This window comes from Sulfitobacter geojensis (assembly GCF_000622325.1).
Classification (GTDB): Bacteria; Pseudomonadota; Alphaproteobacteria; order Rhodobacterales; family Rhodobacteraceae; genus Sulfitobacter; species Sulfitobacter geojensis.
The window spans coordinates 2,773,822-2,789,294 of the sequence record NZ_JASE01000005.1 but is presented as its reverse complement, the minus strand read 5'-3'; the positions used below and the strand labels follow the sequence as shown (position 1 = coordinate 2,789,294).

Here is a 15,473-nt window from a genome sequence, read left to right as displayed (position 1 = left end):
CCGGAATGAACAAAGGGCACCTTTGCGGGTGCCCTTTTGCGTTATTCGGCCGGTTCGCGGGGGACGGCGATCAGGCCCAAGGTGCGCGCAGTGCTTAGGGACAAGACGGCACTGTCAAGGCCTTCGGCGCGTTGAAACTGTTCGACGGCGGCGCGGGTCTTGGTGTCGAGTTTGCCGGTGATGGTCCCGCTATAGCCCCCGCGCGCCAACAGGGCGCGCTGCAATGATGAGACAAATTCGACATTCAACACATCGGGGCAGGGGGTTTCGAACCAGTTGTCGCGGCGCGGGGTGACGATGACCTGTCGTTCTTCGGTCCGGTAAACCGGCAGGCTGCCGATGGTGCCATCGGGGTTCACCGACGCCGGTTTGATCTGGACCTGTTCGGTGACACGCTCCACCACTGCGGGGCTGACAGTCTTGCCCCAACAGCTGCCCTCTGGCGCGTTGGCGGGACCGTTGCGCGTCGCCTCGAGCACACCAGGTTCGGGGGGCTCGGCCGCAGGCGCGGTGGCGACACTGTCACAGCCTGCAAGTGCCATGCAGGCCACAGCGGTCAGCGCAAGACGCCACGCGTTCGTGTTTCGCAAATTTGCCTGTCTCATCGCCCGCTGCCTTTGGGTCTGGTTTTGCGCGGACATTAACCTGTTTTTAGGGGGCTGCATAGATGGGGTAGGCGCAGGGGCGCAGGGGTGAAAAGGGGCTGGCAGAGCGCGACTGGCGCCGCTAGAAACAATCGAAACTTTAAAGACAGGAAAGCGGACATGGCGAAAATTACCTACGTAGAGCATGGCGGCAAAGAGCATGTGGTCGATGTGGCCAACGGGCTGACAGTCATGGAAGGCGCGCGCGACAATAACATTCCCGGTATCGAGGCAGATTGCGGCGGGGCCTGCGCCTGCTCGACGTGCCACGTCTATGTGGATGCGGCCTGGGTAGACAAGGTGCCGGCCAAGGACGACATGGAAGAGGACATGTTGGACTTCGCGTTCGAACCTGATGCGGCGACCTCGCGGTTGACCTGTCAGATCAAGGTGACCGATGAGCTGGACGGCCTGCGGGTTAAAATGCCGGCAAAGCAGATTTGATGCAGCTGTTGGGCGCTGTATTGGGCGCGCTTTGTGCGCTGCCGGCGGGTGCCCAACAGATTACCTCGGCGGCGTTCACGGATCCGACGCCGCGCTATGCCCACGGTATTCTGGGCGATGCAATCGAGTGGGGCAGCCTGCAAATGGACGTGGCAGGGCGGGGGCGCGTCAGCCTAAATCTGCCGCAGGATCATGTTTTCGAGGACGTCGCCCCGCGTCTGTGGGATGTCACCGGCGATGGCCAGCCGGAGGTGGTGGTGATCGAGACGGACATGGCGAACGGCGCTGCTCTTGCTGTCTACGGGGCGGAAGGAAAGATCGCTGAAACGCCGCATATCGGGCGCAGCAATCGTTGGTTGGCTCCCATTGGTGCTGCGGATCTGGACGGGGATGGCAAGATTGAGATCGCCTATATCGACCGGCCTCATCTTGCCAAAGTGCTGCGCGTCTGGCGGTTTGATCAGGGTGCGTTGACCCATGTGGCGGATGTGCCGGGCTATACCAATCACAAGATCGGCGAGAGTGACATTGCAGGCGGGATACGGCACTGCAACGGCGCGCCGGAAATGATTGTTGCTACGGCGGATTGGACGCGGCTGGCGGCGGTGCGTTTCGCGGCGCAAGGGTTCCGCGTCAGGGACATCGGGCCGCACAGGGGGCGCGCAAGCTTTGCTGCGGCGCTGACCTGCGACTAGAGCTGATTACCTTTAACGGCCATTCTTGCGCCGCACGTTGCGCAGGGAATGCCAGTTCAGCCCGTGCCGTATTTGCTGTTTAATCCAACGCCCGCCAGCCGATGTCACTGCGGTTGAACCCTTCGGGCCAGTCGATCCGGCTGACCATATCATAGGCGCGGTTGCGGGCTTCTTGCAGGCTGGCACCACGGGCTGTGACGTTCAATACGCGCCCGCCGGTGGCGGTGATGGCACCGTCCTTGGCCGTCGTGCCCGCATGGAACACCATATTGCTGCTGTCCTCGGACATTTCGTTCAGCCCTTTGATCACAGACCCTTTTTCATAGGCTGCGGGGTATCCCTTGGCCGCCATCACCACCGTGATGGCGTGATCGGCGGCCCAGTTCACCCGCATGTCCGACAAACGGCTTTCGGAGGCGGCATGGATCAGATCAAACGCCTGTGCGCCAAGTCGCATCATCAGGACCTGACATTCAGGGTCGCCAAAACGTGCGTTGTATTCCACCAGACGGGGCTGGCCGTCTTTAATCATCAGACCGGCATAAAGCACACCCTGATAGGGCATGCCGCGTTTTGCCATTTCGGCCATGGTGGGGCGGATGATTTCATCGAGCGCCTTTTGCGCAATTTCATCCGACAGCACAGGTGCCGGGGAATAGGCCCCCATGCCGCCGGTATTGGGACCCGTGTCGCCGTCGCCAACACGTTTGTGATCCTGTGCAGTGCCGATAGGCAGGACGTTTTCGCCGTCGCACAGGACAAAAAACGAGGCCTCTTCGCCTTCCATGAATTCTTCGATCACCACCTCGGCACCCGCATCGCCAAAGGCACCGTCGAACATTTCGTCCACCGCTGCGGCGGCTTCGGCGTCGGTCATGGCGATGATCACGCCCTTGCCCGCGGCCAGACCGTCTGCTTTGATCACCAAGGGGGCAGGCGTTTGGGTGACATAGGCGCTGGCGCTGGCGTGGTCGGTGAAATGTGCATAACCGGCGGTGGGCGCATTGCTGGCCGCGCAGATCTCTTTGGTAAAGGCTTTGGAGGCTTCCAACTGTGCCGCGGCCTTGGAGGGGCCGAACACCAGAAACCCCGCACCGCGCAGATCATCGGCCACACCCGCTGCAAGGGGCGCTTCGGGTCCGACGATGACAAAATCGATGCTGTTTTCTTCGCAAAAATTGATGACTTCGGGGCCATCCATGATGTCGATCTTGGCGCAATCGGCAATTTTCGCGATGCCTGCATTGCCCGGTGCGACAATCAGCTTGTCACATTTGGGGTTCTGCAAAGTCGCCCAAGCAAGGCTGTGTTCGCGTCCGCCGCTGCCTAAGATGAGGATATTCATGGGCGTGCTCCCTTGGCCTTTGATTGCGGGCGTTCTAAGCTGTGGGGCGGCGAGGGGCAAGGCAATCTAGGCCCTGCGCCGTTTGATAGAACCGACCCATATCGACAATGTCCCAGGCGCGGTGACGCTCGGGCAAGCTATCGAAGGGTCGGCGGAGAGGCGAGGCGATCTGATGGACATGTTTGACGATACACCAGAGGGCGTGGAGCCCGGGCAGAACAGCCCCGAGTTTTCGGTCACAGAACTGTCCGGCGCGATCAAGCGGGTGATCGAGGGCGAGTTTTCCCATGTGCGCATCAAGGGCGAGGTCGGGCGCGTCAGCCGACCGCGTTCGGGGCATATCTATCTGGATCTGAAAGACGACAAATCGGTAATCTCCGGTGTCATCTGGAAAGGCGTGTCGTCGCGGCTTGAGACCCAGCCCGAAGAGGGCATGGAGGTGATTGCCACGGGGCGGATAACGACCTTTGGCGGGCAGTCAAAGTATCAGATCGTGATTGAAGACATAAAACCGGCGGGCATGGGCGCGTTGATGGCGCTGCTTGAGAAACGCAAGAAACTGCTGGCGGCGGAAGGCTTGTTTGATCCGGCGCGCAAGCGGCCTCTTCCCTACCTGCCGGAGGTCATCGGGGTGGTGACCTCGCCCTCGGGGGCGGTGATCCGTGACATCCTGCACCGGTTGCGCGACCGGTTTCCGCGCAAGGTGCTGATCTGGCCGGTAGCGGTGCAAGGCGCAAAATGCGCGCCCGAAGTGGCCCGCGCGATTGACGGGTTCAACGCGATGACGCCCGGTGGGGCGCTGCCCCGTCCGGATTTGTTGATCGTGGCGCGGGGCGGCGGGTCGGTTGAGGATCTATGGGGATTTAACGAAGAAGTCGTCGCGCGAGCAGCGGCGGCAAGTGCGATTCCGCTGATTTCTGCGGTGGGGCATGAGACGGATACGACCCTGATTGACTTTGTCTCGGACATGCGCGCGCCAACGCCGACGGCGGCGGCTGAACTGGCGGTGCCCGTGCGTCACGAACTGGCGGCTTGGCTAGAGGGACAATCGGCGCGGATGGGGCAGTTGGTGAGCAATGGCCTGAGCGCGCGGGGACAACGCCTGCGCGATATGGCGCGGGCTTTGCCGCGTGCGGACACCTTGCTGGACGGGCCGCGTCAGCGGCTGGATCGTGCGGGCGAACAGCTGGGGCCGGCGTTGATTGCCGGTGTGCAGCGCCGTCGCGTGCGATTGGCTGATGCGTCGGGGTCTTTGCGGCCGGCAACGTTGCGCCAGCGGATCGCCAATGACCGGCGGCGGCTGGACGCCTTGTCGGTGCGGCTTGCGCCTGCGTTGGCCCGTGGTGTGGCCGCGAAACGCGACCGCTACGAAAGCCGCGCGCAGGGGTTTAGGCCGTCTGCTTTGGCGCGGGAGCGGTCGGCTAAGGCCGAGGCCTTTGGCAAATTGTCGGTGCGCCTGTCGGATGCCGGCACACGGCAAACGCGCGGATGGCGCGAGCGGCTCGCGGGGCTTGAGCGGTTGCGCGAAACGATGAGTTACAAGGCGACACTGGCGCGGGGGTATGCGGTGGTGCGCGGGGATGGCGCGGTGGTGACCGATACCAATTCGGCGAAACAGGCCGCGGCGTTGGAGATCGAATTTGCGGACGGGCGGATGAGTGTGGGTGGGAAGACGGCACCGCGCAAAAAGCCGGTTGAAACCCCGCCCGAGCAGGGGTCATTGTTGTAAGGATGTGGGTGCCGCAGCGGGCGGTGTCGGTTGATAGTGCGGACAGTATATAAGGCCAAAAAGAGGGGAGAGGCAGCGTTCAGGCGGTGATGTTAGACGCCGACTTTGGGGCCGAGGCAGAGCATTTTCTCAGCCCCTTCGTTTGCTTCATATAGTTCGGTGGTGTCGGGGCGGTTTTCGAACCTTGCGATCAGCCCGTTGGCCCCTTTGATAAAGCTCCAGCACTGCGGGTTCGGGTTGTTTTCGTAGACAAAGCAGATCAGCCCGTCCGCTTCGTACCATTCGCCTTCTTTGCAATCGCCATCCAGAAAAGACCACTCAACGCGGCGGTTTTCATGATATATTTCAGCGCCGTAGGCCTGACCTGTTTTGCCGTAGAACAGGGTTTTGCCTTTGGTATAGGCGTCAAATTCATCGGCCGTCATGGTCTGTTGTGCGGCAAGGGGGGCAGCACAGAGGGCGAGGAGAAGAGCGAGCGTTTTCATAGGGGGAGACTGGCAGAAATTGCAGCGCGCGGCCAGAGGCTCAGGCGGGATTTTGCCATTTTGCGAGTCGGCGGTCCATGACGCGCCGCCAGAGCGGTGGGAACAAGGCAAGGACGGCCATCACCGGCAGGGAGTGGGGTAGCATCGGCATGTGGTTGGGTTGGATGCGCAGAGCCGGAAACGCGCGGGCAGGGTGCATGTGGTGATCGGAATGTCGGGGTGCGTTCAGCATCATGGCGTTGGAGTACCATTTGGGGGCATTCCAGCTGTGCTGCGAGCCCATAGGTTCGGGTTTGCCGTTGGATTGGGGGGCGCGGCGCAAGCCGTAGTGCTGCACATAATCCGAGAGCAGCAGCTGTAGTTGGGCATATAGCGCGAGGCAGAGATAAAGGATGAGGCCTTTGAAACCGCCGATCAGCAAAGCGCAGATCAGCATCAATATGCCACCGGCGATATAGGCGACATAAGGGTGGGACAGCGGGGAGCGCGCTGGTGTGCGGCTGCGATGTCGGCTGTCTGCATGCCAGCCCGCGACAAATTCACCGCGCAGCGCGCGTAGGGCAAAGGCCCAGAACCCTTCGCCCGCGCGGGCGGAATTGGGATCGGCGTCTGTCGCGGCAAAAATGTGGTGGACGCGCAGATGGGCGGAAACATGATGCCCGTGCAGCAGCGAGATGTAGATTGCGATGCCGATGCGGCGGGGCAGGCGGGCGCTGGCGTGGATCAGCTCGTGCGCGTTCGAGTTGGAGACCTGTCCGAAATAGAGGCCGAGACCGGTGAAAATCAGCAGCTTGTCGATCAGGGTAAGGGCGGTATGTGCGCCCAAGGCCCAGACACCAAGGACCAAGAGCGGGAAATGCACCGCAGCGAGCACCAAGCTGAGGCGGCGGCCTGTTGAGGTCGTGTCGGGAAGCTGGCGCGTCAGCTTGTCCATGAAGAACACCAGCACGGTGATCGACATGAGGCCAAGCAGCGGGAAGGGCCCGCCAAACAGCGCAGCAAGTCCGAGCAGGGCGGCGGGGGTCAGGCTGGCGATGGCATACCAGAGCATCTGTGTCTTTCCTCAGATCAGGTCTGTTTCTTATAGGCGAAATCCGGCGCGTCAAAGGAGAAATCGGGCCTGTGCCGGGGGAGAATCTACGCGCAAAGCGTTAGGGAATTGTCGTTTTCGGATCGCGGCACAGGCAGGGTTTTTGATAGAAGGGCAGGAACATCGGATGAGAGGAACGCGACATGGCGCTGGATCAGCACGACAAAGCGGCGGGCAAAGGCCCTGAAAAGGGCGTTTGGAAGTCCGGCAAGGGCAAAGGGCGCCATCACACCAAGGGGCGCCAGCTGGTTGATGGTCCTTGGGAAGAGGTGCGTGCGCTTTTGGGCGAACAGCCGCGCCGCGCAGATTTGTTGATCGAGTTTCTGCATCTCATTCAGGACAAGTATGGTTGCCTTTCTGCGGCGCATTTGCGCGCATTGGCCGAAGAGATGCGCATGTCGATGGCCGAGGTTTATGAGGTTGCGACCTTTTATGCGCATTTCGATGTGGTCAAGGAGGGGGAGGCGCCACCGCCTGCCTTGACGATCCGTGTCTGTGATTCCCTTTCGTGTGAACTGGCGGGTGCGCAGGCGCTGAAGGCCGCGCTGGAGGATGGGCTGGATGCCAGTGAAGTGCGTGTGCTGCGCGCGCCCTGCATGGGGCGTTGTGATACCGCGCCGGTGCTGGAGCTGGGGCATCATCATATTGATCACGCGACCGTCGAGAAGGTCGAGGCTGCGATCAAAGCCGGCCATACCCATGCGCATATGCCGGAATACGAAGGCTTTGATGCCTATGCGGCGGCAGGCGGCTATGAAACGCTGAAAGAGCTGCGCAAGGATGGCGATTGGGAAGCCGTGCAGGACAAGGTGTTGTCATCTGGGCTGCGCGGGCTTGGCGGGGCGGGGTTCCCGTCGGGCAAGAAATGGGGATTTGTGCGGGCCAATGAGGGGCCGCGTTACATGGCCGTGAACGGCGACGAGGGCGAACCCGGCACGTTCAAGGATCGCCATTACCTCGAGCGTGTGCCGCATTTGTTTCTTGAGGGCATGTTGATCGCCGCTTGGGCAGTCGAGGCGGAAAAAGTGTTTATCTACATGCGCGATGAATATCCGGCGGTGCTGGAGATTTTGGCGCGCGAGATCAAGGCCTTGGAAAACGCGGGTATTGTCGAGGCGGGCTATATCGACCTGCGGCGCGGCGCGGGGGCCTATATCTGCGGTGAGGAATCCGCGATGATCGAAAGCATCGAGGGCAAGCGCGGCTTGCCGCGTCACCGACCGCCGTTTGTGGCGCAGGTCGGAATATTCGGACAGCCGACATTGGTGCATAACGTCGAAACCCTGCATTGGGTGACGCGCATTTGCCGCGAAGGGCCGGAGGTTCTGTCGGGGACAGAGCTGAACGGGCGCAAGGGCTTGCGGTCCTATTCTGTTTCGGGACGGGTGGCGCATCCGGGGGTGTATCTGCTGGCGGCGGGATCAACGATCACGGACGTCATTGCGGCGGCGGGTGGTATGGCCGAGGGGCAGGTGTTCAAGGCCTATCAACCGGGCGGGCCGTCCTCGGGGTTGTTGCCGGCAAGCATGGACGATGTGCCACTGGATTTCGATACCTTGCAACCGCATGGCACATTTATCGGGTCTGCGGCGGTTGTCATTCTGTCCGAGGATGATTCTGCACGCGCGGCTGCGCTGAATATGTTGCGGTTTTTCGAGGATGAAAGCTGTGGGCAGTGTACGCCCTGTCGGGTTGGCTGTGAAAAAGCGGTCAAGCTGATGCAGGCGGACAGCTGGGACACCGGATTGCTGGAAGAGCTGTCGAGCGCGATGGTCGATGCCTCGATCTGCGGGCTTGGGCAGGCGGCACCGAACCCGATCCGCATGGTCATGAAACATTTTGCGGACGAGATTTAGGGGGGCGCGATTCCTTTGAAAGATATCGGTCGGAATTTTTCAAAAATTCCGACCCCGCTGCAAAACCTCAGTTCTGCATCACACGACAGGAACAGCCGCTGCGGCGCATGGCGCTGCACAGCTGACGCGCACCGTTTTTGCTGTTGCGCCCGAACCGTGCGAAATAATAGCCCTTTTTGCGCGCCACTTTATGGGGCTTGTAAATCAGTTCCGCTTTCTCACGTCCCAGGACCCCCCGACAACGGGCGGTTTTTGACCGCGCTGCTGCTTGTGCTCCCTTTCTGGATTGGGCAAACCCGACTTGCACACCCCAAGGTTTGAAAGCGGGCGCTGGTGGCTTCGGCCTTGCCAAGGGGGTGATCCGGCGTTTCTGCGCCATTGCATAGCACGCCGGCAGAAAGCTTTGGGTTTTGGACAGCCGCATATCTTGGTCTTTGGGTTTACCATCGCGCCAGTCTTCGGCATTCAAACCTGTGATGACGGGCACGTAGTTCACGGTTTCCGGGGCCAGCCCTTTGCCTTTCAAGAACCCTTCGGCGCGCCGTTCGCCCCCGTTATAGCCAATCGCAGCCATACCCTCATTGCCGTATTTGCGCAGCATCTCGGCCAGATATTGCGCGGAGTGTTCGAGCGCGTCGGCCGGATTATAAGGGTCTTTCAATCCACGCAGTTTCGCGGTTGACGGGATGAACTGCGCAATCCCTCGTGCATTGGCATGGCTTAGGGCGTTGGGATCAAACCGGCTTTCCTGCCAGATCAGCCGCGCAAAGAAACCGCTGTCCAACCCGTGGCGTCGCGAGAATTCTCTGATCGCGTTGCAGGTATCATAAACGAAATGCGCCGGCCGGATGCAGTGCGCATGCCCCCATTTTTGCGAGGAACACATGCGACCGGGATCGGCGTGCGCCGCAGGGCCAAAACCCGTGATGAACAGGGCGGTGATAAGGGTCAGAGCATATCGCATGGGGTGTTGTTGCGGGGGTTGGGCACCTATGTCAATTGCGACAGGCGCACTTCCATCCCTCGGGCTGAGCGGGTAAGCCTGAACGAAACTGATGCGGAGACCCTCCTTGGCGTTTTTCAAGAAACTAAAAGACCGTTTGTTCAAATCCTCGTCCAAGATTGACGAGGGGCTTGAAGCGATTGTTGGTGATGGCGGCACTCAGGAGCAGGCCGAAGAGCTGGCACCGCAAGAGGCCGCAGCATCAATCGAGACCGAAGCGAAAGCAGCTGATGCGGCAGTGCAGGCCGAAAAGGAAGAGGCCGAGGCCGTTCTGATAGAGCAGGCGGCGCAAGCGGAAGCCGCCCGCGTGGCTGCCGAGGTAGAAGCGGCGCAGCGAGAGGCGCGGCTGGCGGCAGAGGAGTTGGCACAGGAGGAGGCGCGCGCGGCGGCACAAGCGGCAGCACGTGTTCAAGCGGCAGAGCTGGAGCGCGCCGCGCAGGCGCAGAAAATTCGCGAAGCCGCAGATGCAGCGGCCAAGCAGGCGGAAGAGGATGCCGCCGGTGAGGCAGAGGCGGCGCGTTTGCGCGAGGAAGAAGCCTTGGCCGAGGTCGCGCGACAGGCCGAAGAGCAGCGCCGCGCCGCGCAAGCGGCTCAAGAGGAAATTACCGCGCGCCAGCAAGAGGAAGCACGCAAGTCACAAGAGCAGTCCCGGCGCGAGGCGGCAGAGCAGGCGGCAGCGGAGCAGAAACAGCGCGCGGCTGAAGCAGAGGCAGCAGCGGAGCAGATACAGCGTGAGGCTGAAGCGGCGAAAGACGCGGCAGCGCAGGCCGCGCCGACACCACCCGAACCGTTGAAGACCACACTCACACCCGTAGCGCCTGATCTCGCCTCCGACCTGAGCGACACCGCATCCACCCCCGCTGACAAACGCGGACTGCTGGGGCGCCTTATGGGTCGCGCCGCTCCGAAAACGGTGGTGCGCCGCGTCTTGGATGACGACATGCTTGAGCAGCTCGAAGAGCTGTTGATCGCCGCCGACATGGGGGTGGACACCGCTCTGCGGGTCACGGCGAACATGGCCGAAGGGCGTTTCGGTAAAAAGCTGTCGGTGTCAGAGATCAAAGCCCTGATGGCAGATGAAATCGCGCGGATCATGGACCCCGTGGCGCGCCCCTTACCTCTCTATCCCAAGACGCCGCAGGTGGTTCTGGTCGTGGGTGTCAACGGATCGGGCAAAACGACAACGATCGGAAAGCTGGCCAGCCAGTTCAAGGCCGCGGGCAAATCCGTGGTGATTGCTGCCGGTGACACGTTTCGCGCCGCTGCGGTGGAACAATTGCAGGTCTGGGGCGAACGCGCAGGCGTGCCGGTGTTGACGGCGGCGCAGGGGTCGGACCCCGCCAGCCTTGCCTTTGATGCGATGGCACAGGCCGAAGCGGAAGGGGCCGATTTGTTGCTGATCGACACGGCAGGGCGGTTGCAAAACCGCAGCGATCTGATGGAAGAACTGGCCAAGATCGTGCGGGTTATTCGTAAGAAAGACGAAACCGCGCCGCATAACACCCTGTTGGTGCTGGATGCCACGACCGGTCAGAACGCGCTTAATCAGGTAAAGGTGTTTCAGGATATTTCGGATGTGTCCGGTTTGGTGATGACCAAGCTGGATGGCACGGCCAAAGGTGGCGTACTGGTGGCACTGGCAGATAAATTCGGCCTGCCGATCCATGCGATTGGTGTGGGCGAACAGATTGATGATCTGTCGCCGTTCGATCCTCAGGAATTTGCCGACGCGCTGGTCGGGTACGAGCGGTGAATGCACCCTGATGACCGACTGGCTGCTTTCCATTGAAGGGACCGAAACCGGTCATACTGTTGCGCTGTTCCTCGCCATCATGGCGGCGATCCTGCACGCCGTCTTTGGTGCGCTGCAAAAGGGGCGTCATGATCCGTGGCTGACGCGCGGCGCGATTGATTTTTCCTATTGCATCATGGCTGCGCCTTTTGCCCTGTTCGTTGTGCCCTGGCCCGAGCCTCACATGTGGGCGGTCTTTTTCGGGGCCTTCGTTATTCATATTATTTACAAGTGCTTGCAGGCTTGGGCCTATACCAAAGGGGCCTATACGGTGGTCTATCCGGTGGTGCGCGGCACGGGACCGCTGTTCGCTGTGATTGGTGCCTATCTGATCTTTGAGGAACGCTTTACCGGTACGCAATGGTTGGGGGTTGGCGTGTTGTTGGCGGGCATCTTCGGTCTTGCGCTTTATAACATGCGCAATCTGGTGGCCGAGCGGGATACGCTGAACGCGGCCCTCGGGATTGCGGTGCTGACAGGGCTGTTCGTCGCCCTTTACACCACGTTTGACGCCTACGGCATCCGCGCGACACAGAACCCTTTCACGTTCCTCGCATGGTTTTTCATGATTGACGGGCTGGTCATGCCGTTCATCGCGGTGCGCCGTTGGCGGCGGATGCCGGACGCACCGGCGCTTTGGCCGCTGATGACGCGCGGATTTGCCGGCGGTATCATCGCGTTCCTCAGCTTTGGCGCGATCATGATGGCGACGCGGCTGGATAAGGTCGGCGAAGCGGCTGTTTTGCGCGAAACATCAACGGTGTTTGCCGCCGTCATTGGGGTGGTGTTTTTGAAAGAAACCGTCGGCCCGCGCCGTGTCGCGCTGATGGCATTGATTGCGCTGGGCGCTGTGATAGTGGAGATGGGCGGATAAAGCGTATTGGAAAACCCCGCAAAACGGCGCATTGCGCCCTCGGCGCGGCGACACCGCTTGCGCGGCAACCGCGCTGCGGGTTTTCCGGAAACGTAAAAAGAGAGCAGTCATGAGTGAACCAAAGACGATTAATCCGATCCTGAAACAGGTGCTTGAGCTGGGCCCGCCCTTGCTGTTCTTTGTGATCTACCTGCGCATCCGCGACGATCTGTTCACCTTTGGCGGCACAGAATATAGCGGATTTATCGTTGCGACACTGGTGTTTGTGCCCATCCTGCTGGTGTCGATGGCAGTACTATGGATGCTGACAGGGCAACTTAGCCGGATGCAGATTTTCACAGCCTTTATGGTGATCTTCTTTGGCGGGTTGACGGCCTGGTTCAATGACGAACGGTTTTTCAAAATGAAAACCACGATTGTTTATGCGTTTTTTGCAGCGATCCTGTCGATCGGGCTGATCCGGGGGCAAAGCTATCTGGCCTATGTCATGTCGGAAATGATCCCGATGAAACATGAGGGCTGGATGCTGCTGACGCGCCGCTTGACGGTGTTCTTTATCGCTCTGGCCGTTGCGAACGAAGTGGTCTGGCGAACGATGTCGACAGATGCCTGGGTCAAGATCGAAACCTTCGGATTTCCACTGTTGATGTTCGTGTTTCTCTGGACGCAGATCGTCGCCCTTGAGCGCTTTACCGAAACAGACGAGGCGGAGTAGCCGGAAATTTTTAAAATTTCCGCCCGTTTTCTTTCAAAGAAAACATGCTGCGGTCTTGCGCGTTTCGCCTGTTCCTCAATCGGCACGCGCTTTTGGCATGGGGCGGCGAAATCGTACCGCTGTGTCAGGTCGCGGATTGACGAAACCGCGTGACAGGCGTAACTGAACGCTGTGGTGATTTGTTACCGGATTGCGGGCCACGTTAAACAATCTGCTAAAAGGTCAGGATGAAAGCCCCCTTTCGCTTGACCGCGTCTGGGGTTTTTTATTGCCCGCTTGGTCGGGACGGAAGGATAAGCACATGAGCGACGACACCCGAAATACATGGAACAAGGCCACCAAGGCCGTGCACGCCGGTACAAGACGCAGCCAGTACGGCGAGGTGTCCGAGGCGATCTTCATGACGCAGGGCTTTGTGTATGACACGGCCGAACAGGCAGAAGCGCGTTTTGAAAGCATCGGGCCGGATGAATTCATCTATGCGCGCTACGGCAACCCGACGGTGGCAATGTTCGAAGAACGCATTGCAGCGCTGGAAGGGGCCGAAGATGCCTTTGCCACGGCGTCCGGCATGGCGGCGGTTAACGGCGCTTTGATGTCGATCCTCAAGGCGGGCGATCATGTTGTGTCGGCGCGCGCATTGTTTGGATCGTGCCTGTACATTGCCGAGGAAATCCTGCCGCGTTTCGGCGTCGAGGTGACATTGGTCGACGGCGGCGATCTGGCCCAGTGGGAGGCGGCGATCCGCCCTGACACGCGGGCCGTGTTTTTTGAATCCCTGTCGAATCCGGCGTTGGAGCTGGTTGATATCAAAGCGGTAGCAGAACTGGCCCATGAAAACGGGGCACTGGTGGTCTGCGACAATGTTTTTGCCACACCGGTCTATTCGAATGCCATCGCGCAGGGCGTTGATCTGGTGATCTATTCTGCCACGAAACACATTGACGGACAGGGCCGCGCCCTTGGCGGGGTGATCCTGGGCAGCCGTGAATTAATCCGTAAAACGGTTGAACCTTTCATGAAGCACACGGGCGGCTCGATGAGCCCGTTTACCGCGTGGATCATGTTGAAGGGGCTGGAAACCATGGCGCTGCGGGTCAAGGCGCAGACCGCAGCAGCAGCACAGGTTGCGCAGGCGTTGCAGGGGCATGCGCAGCTGAGCAAGGTCATCTATCCCGGTCTGGACAGCCATCCACAGCACGCCTTGGCCATGTCGCAGATGGGGGCAGGGGGCACCATGCTTGCCATCGAAGTGAAAGGCGGCAAGGAAGCGTCCTACCGGTTCCTGAATGCCTGCAAGATCGGTATCATCTCCAACAACCTTGGGGATGCGAAAACCATCCTTACGCCGCCGGCCTTTACCACCCACCAGCGCTTGCCGCAGGATCAGAAGGACGCGTTGGGGATCACACCGGGTTTGGTGCGTATTTCGATTGGTCTGGAAGACCCTGATGATCTGATCGCAGATTTCATGGCGGCGCTTTCGCACTGATTATGTCGGTTTTACGGGGGCTTATCCCCCGTTGAACCGCCTATGTTACATCGGTGTTGGTAATCCTGGTACGACGTCCTAAGTATGGATGGTGTAGCGGCCAGAGGGGGCGAAGCCGATGAATGTCATAACGTCTGTTGAAAAGGCTCCCGAACGGGCGCAGGCAGAGCAGGCGCTTGCCACGCTCAAGGCATGGGCGACAAGCGCCACTGCGGCCGAGATCGACGCACTTGATCCCGCCGTCACCCGGCTGCTGTCGCAGACCGGTGCTTATCCCGAATTCAACCGGGTCTATCCTGATGATTTTGCCGTCGGTGATACCTATCACGCCAGCCTGCCGGATCTGCAAAACGGTCCCTCTAGTCTGATCCGCGGCGCAAAGCAGCAAATCCAGCATGTGGGCATATCGAACTTCCGTTTGCCCATCGGCTTCCACACCCGTGATAACGGCGATCTGACGCTGGAAACCTCGGTGACAGGATCGGTCAGCCTTGAGGCGGACAAGAAGGGCATCAATATGTCCCGCATCATGCGCAGCTTTTACAAACATGCTGAGCGCACGTTCAGCTTTGAAGTGATCGAAGCGGCGTTGGACGATTACAAGGCGGATCTGGAAAGCATGGATGCGCGCATTCAGATGCGGTTCAGTTTTCCGATGAGAATCGAAAGCCTGCGCTCCGGTCTGTCGGGCTATCAGTATTACGATGTCGCGCTGGAGTTGGTGGAAAAAGACGGGGTGCGGCGTAAAATGATCCACCTTGATTACGTCTATTCCAGCACCTGTCCCTGTTCGCTGGAGCTGTCCGAACATGCCCGCGCGACGCGGGGGCAGCTTGCCACGCCGCACTCGCAGCGCTCGGTTGCGCGGGTGTCTGCGGTGATCAATGAGGACGACAGTTGCCTGTGGTTCGAGGACCTGATCGATGCGTGCCGCCGCGCGGTGCCAACGGAAACCCAAGTGATGGTCAAACGCGAGGACGAACAAGCCTTTGCCGAACTTAACGCGGCCAATCCGATTTTTGTTGAAGATGCGGCGCGTCTGTTTTGCGAACAATTGCAGGCAGAGCCCCGCATCGGCGATTTTCGCGTGATCGCCAGCCATCAGGAAAGCCTGCACAGCCACGACGCGATCTCTGTCCTGACCGAAGGACCCACCTTCGAAATGCAAAGCATTGATCCCAAGCTGTTCAATACCCTGTTCCATGTCGGCTAGGGCATCCGTGTCCTGATCTTCCAAAGAATAAGGCTGATCGCGGTGTAATGCGACGTTTTGAGCCAACCGGAAAAATTTCAAACGGCGTGCCTTCGG

General features: G+C 60.1%; 14 protein-coding genes and 1 riboswitch. Of the genes, 9 read left to right on the top strand and 5 right to left on the bottom strand.

What is annotated here, in order from left to right; all coding sequences use genetic code 11:
• Positions 1-41: 41 nt before the first annotated feature.
• Positions 42-605 (bottom strand): peptidoglycan-binding domain-containing protein, encoded by a 564-nt coding sequence (locus Z947_RS0115600; RefSeq protein WP_025045222.1) that lies wholly within the window; start codon positions 603-605, stop codon positions 42-44.
• Between the two features lie 159 nt (positions 606-764).
• On the opposite strand from Z947_RS0115600, the gene Z947_RS0115595 reads away from it, so the two are divergent.
• Complete coding sequence (locus Z947_RS0115595) at positions 765-1,088, top strand: 2Fe-2S iron-sulfur cluster-binding protein (RefSeq protein ID WP_025045221.1); 324 nt, start codon at positions 765-767, stop codon at positions 1,086-1,088.
• Positions 1,088-1,783, top strand: a complete 696-nt coding sequence (locus Z947_RS0115590) for an FG-GAP repeat domain-containing protein (protein WP_025045220.1) — start codon at positions 1,088-1,090, stop codon at positions 1,781-1,783. Before Z947_RS0115595 ends, Z947_RS0115590 begins: the two co-directional genes overlap by 1 nt.
• Before the next feature lie 79 nt (positions 1,784-1,862).
• Here Z947_RS0115590 and purD read toward each other — a convergent pair whose 3' ends face one another.
• Complete coding sequence (gene purD / locus Z947_RS0115585; RefSeq protein WP_025045219.1) at positions 1,863-3,128, bottom strand: phosphoribosylamine--glycine ligase; 1,266 nt, start codon at positions 3,126-3,128, stop codon at positions 1,863-1,865.
• Between the two features lie 172 nt (positions 3,129-3,300).
• Between purD and xseA the strand changes: the two genes are divergently transcribed.
• Entirely contained in the window at positions 3,301-4,857 is a 1,557-nt protein-coding gene (gene xseA, locus Z947_RS0115580; RefSeq protein WP_025045218.1) for an exodeoxyribonuclease VII large subunit, read from the top strand.
• Positions 4,858-4,949: 92 nt separating this feature from the next.
• Here xseA and Z947_RS0115575 read toward each other — a convergent pair whose 3' ends face one another.
• Positions 4,950-5,342: a hypothetical protein gene (locus tag Z947_RS0115575; RefSeq protein ID WP_025045217.1), complete on the bottom strand. Its 393-nt coding sequence runs from the start codon at positions 5,340-5,342 to the stop codon at positions 4,950-4,952.
• 40 nt (positions 5,343-5,382) lie between these two features.
• Positions 5,383-6,393: an alkane 1-monooxygenase gene (locus Z947_RS0115570; RefSeq protein ID WP_025045216.1), complete on the bottom strand. Its 1,011-nt coding sequence runs from the start codon at positions 6,391-6,393 to the stop codon at positions 5,383-5,385.
• 182 nt (positions 6,394-6,575) lie between these two features.
• Between Z947_RS0115570 and Z947_RS0115565 the strand changes: the two genes are divergently transcribed.
• On the top strand, positions 6,576-8,288 hold the full coding sequence (locus Z947_RS0115565; RefSeq protein WP_025045215.1) for an NAD(P)H-dependent oxidoreductase subunit E: 1,713 nt from the start codon (positions 6,576-6,578) through the stop codon (positions 8,286-8,288).
• A 67-nt stretch (positions 8,289-8,355) separates the two neighbouring features.
• Here the strand turns inward: Z947_RS0115565 and Z947_RS0115560 are convergent, their stop codons facing one another.
• The gene (locus Z947_RS0115560; RefSeq protein ID WP_025045214.1) at positions 8,356-9,252 is read right to left on the bottom strand and encodes a lytic transglycosylase domain-containing protein; all 897 of its coding nucleotides are present in this window, start codon (positions 9,250-9,252) and stop codon (positions 8,356-8,358) included.
• A 346-nt stretch (positions 9,253-9,598) separates the two neighbouring features.
• Between Z947_RS0115560 and ftsY the strand changes: the two genes are divergently transcribed.
• From ftsY to folE2, 5 genes are all read left to right on the top strand, one after another.
• Entirely contained in the window at positions 9,599-11,044 is a 1,446-nt protein-coding gene (ftsY, locus tag Z947_RS0115555) for a signal recognition particle-docking protein FtsY (RefSeq protein WP_476726700.1), read from the top strand.
• Between the two features lie 10 nt (positions 11,045-11,054).
• A complete protein-coding gene (locus Z947_RS0115550) occupies positions 11,055-11,957 on the top strand; it encodes a DMT family transporter (RefSeq protein ID WP_025045212.1) in 903 nt (300 codons plus the stop codon).
• A gap of 109 nt (positions 11,958-12,066) precedes the next feature.
• Entirely contained in the window at positions 12,067-12,672 is a 606-nt protein-coding gene (locus Z947_RS0115545; protein ID WP_025045211.1) for an inner membrane-spanning protein YciB, read from the top strand.
• A 161-nt stretch (positions 12,673-12,833) separates the two neighbouring features.
• Positions 12,834-12,910, top strand: a riboswitch (SAM riboswitch).
• 63 nt (positions 12,911-12,973) lie between these two features.
• Entirely contained in the window at positions 12,974-14,164 is a 1,191-nt protein-coding gene (gene metZ / locus Z947_RS0115540) for an O-succinylhomoserine sulfhydrylase (protein ID WP_025045210.1), read from the top strand.
• 118 nt (positions 14,165-14,282) lie between these two features.
• Positions 14,283-15,377 carry a GTP cyclohydrolase FolE2 gene (gene folE2, locus Z947_RS0115535; RefSeq protein WP_025045209.1) on the top strand — a complete coding sequence of 365 codons (1,095 nt, stop codon included), beginning with the start codon at positions 14,283-14,285 and terminating at the stop codon, positions 15,375-15,377.
• The last annotated feature ends 96 nt before the right edge of the window (positions 15,378-15,473 follow it).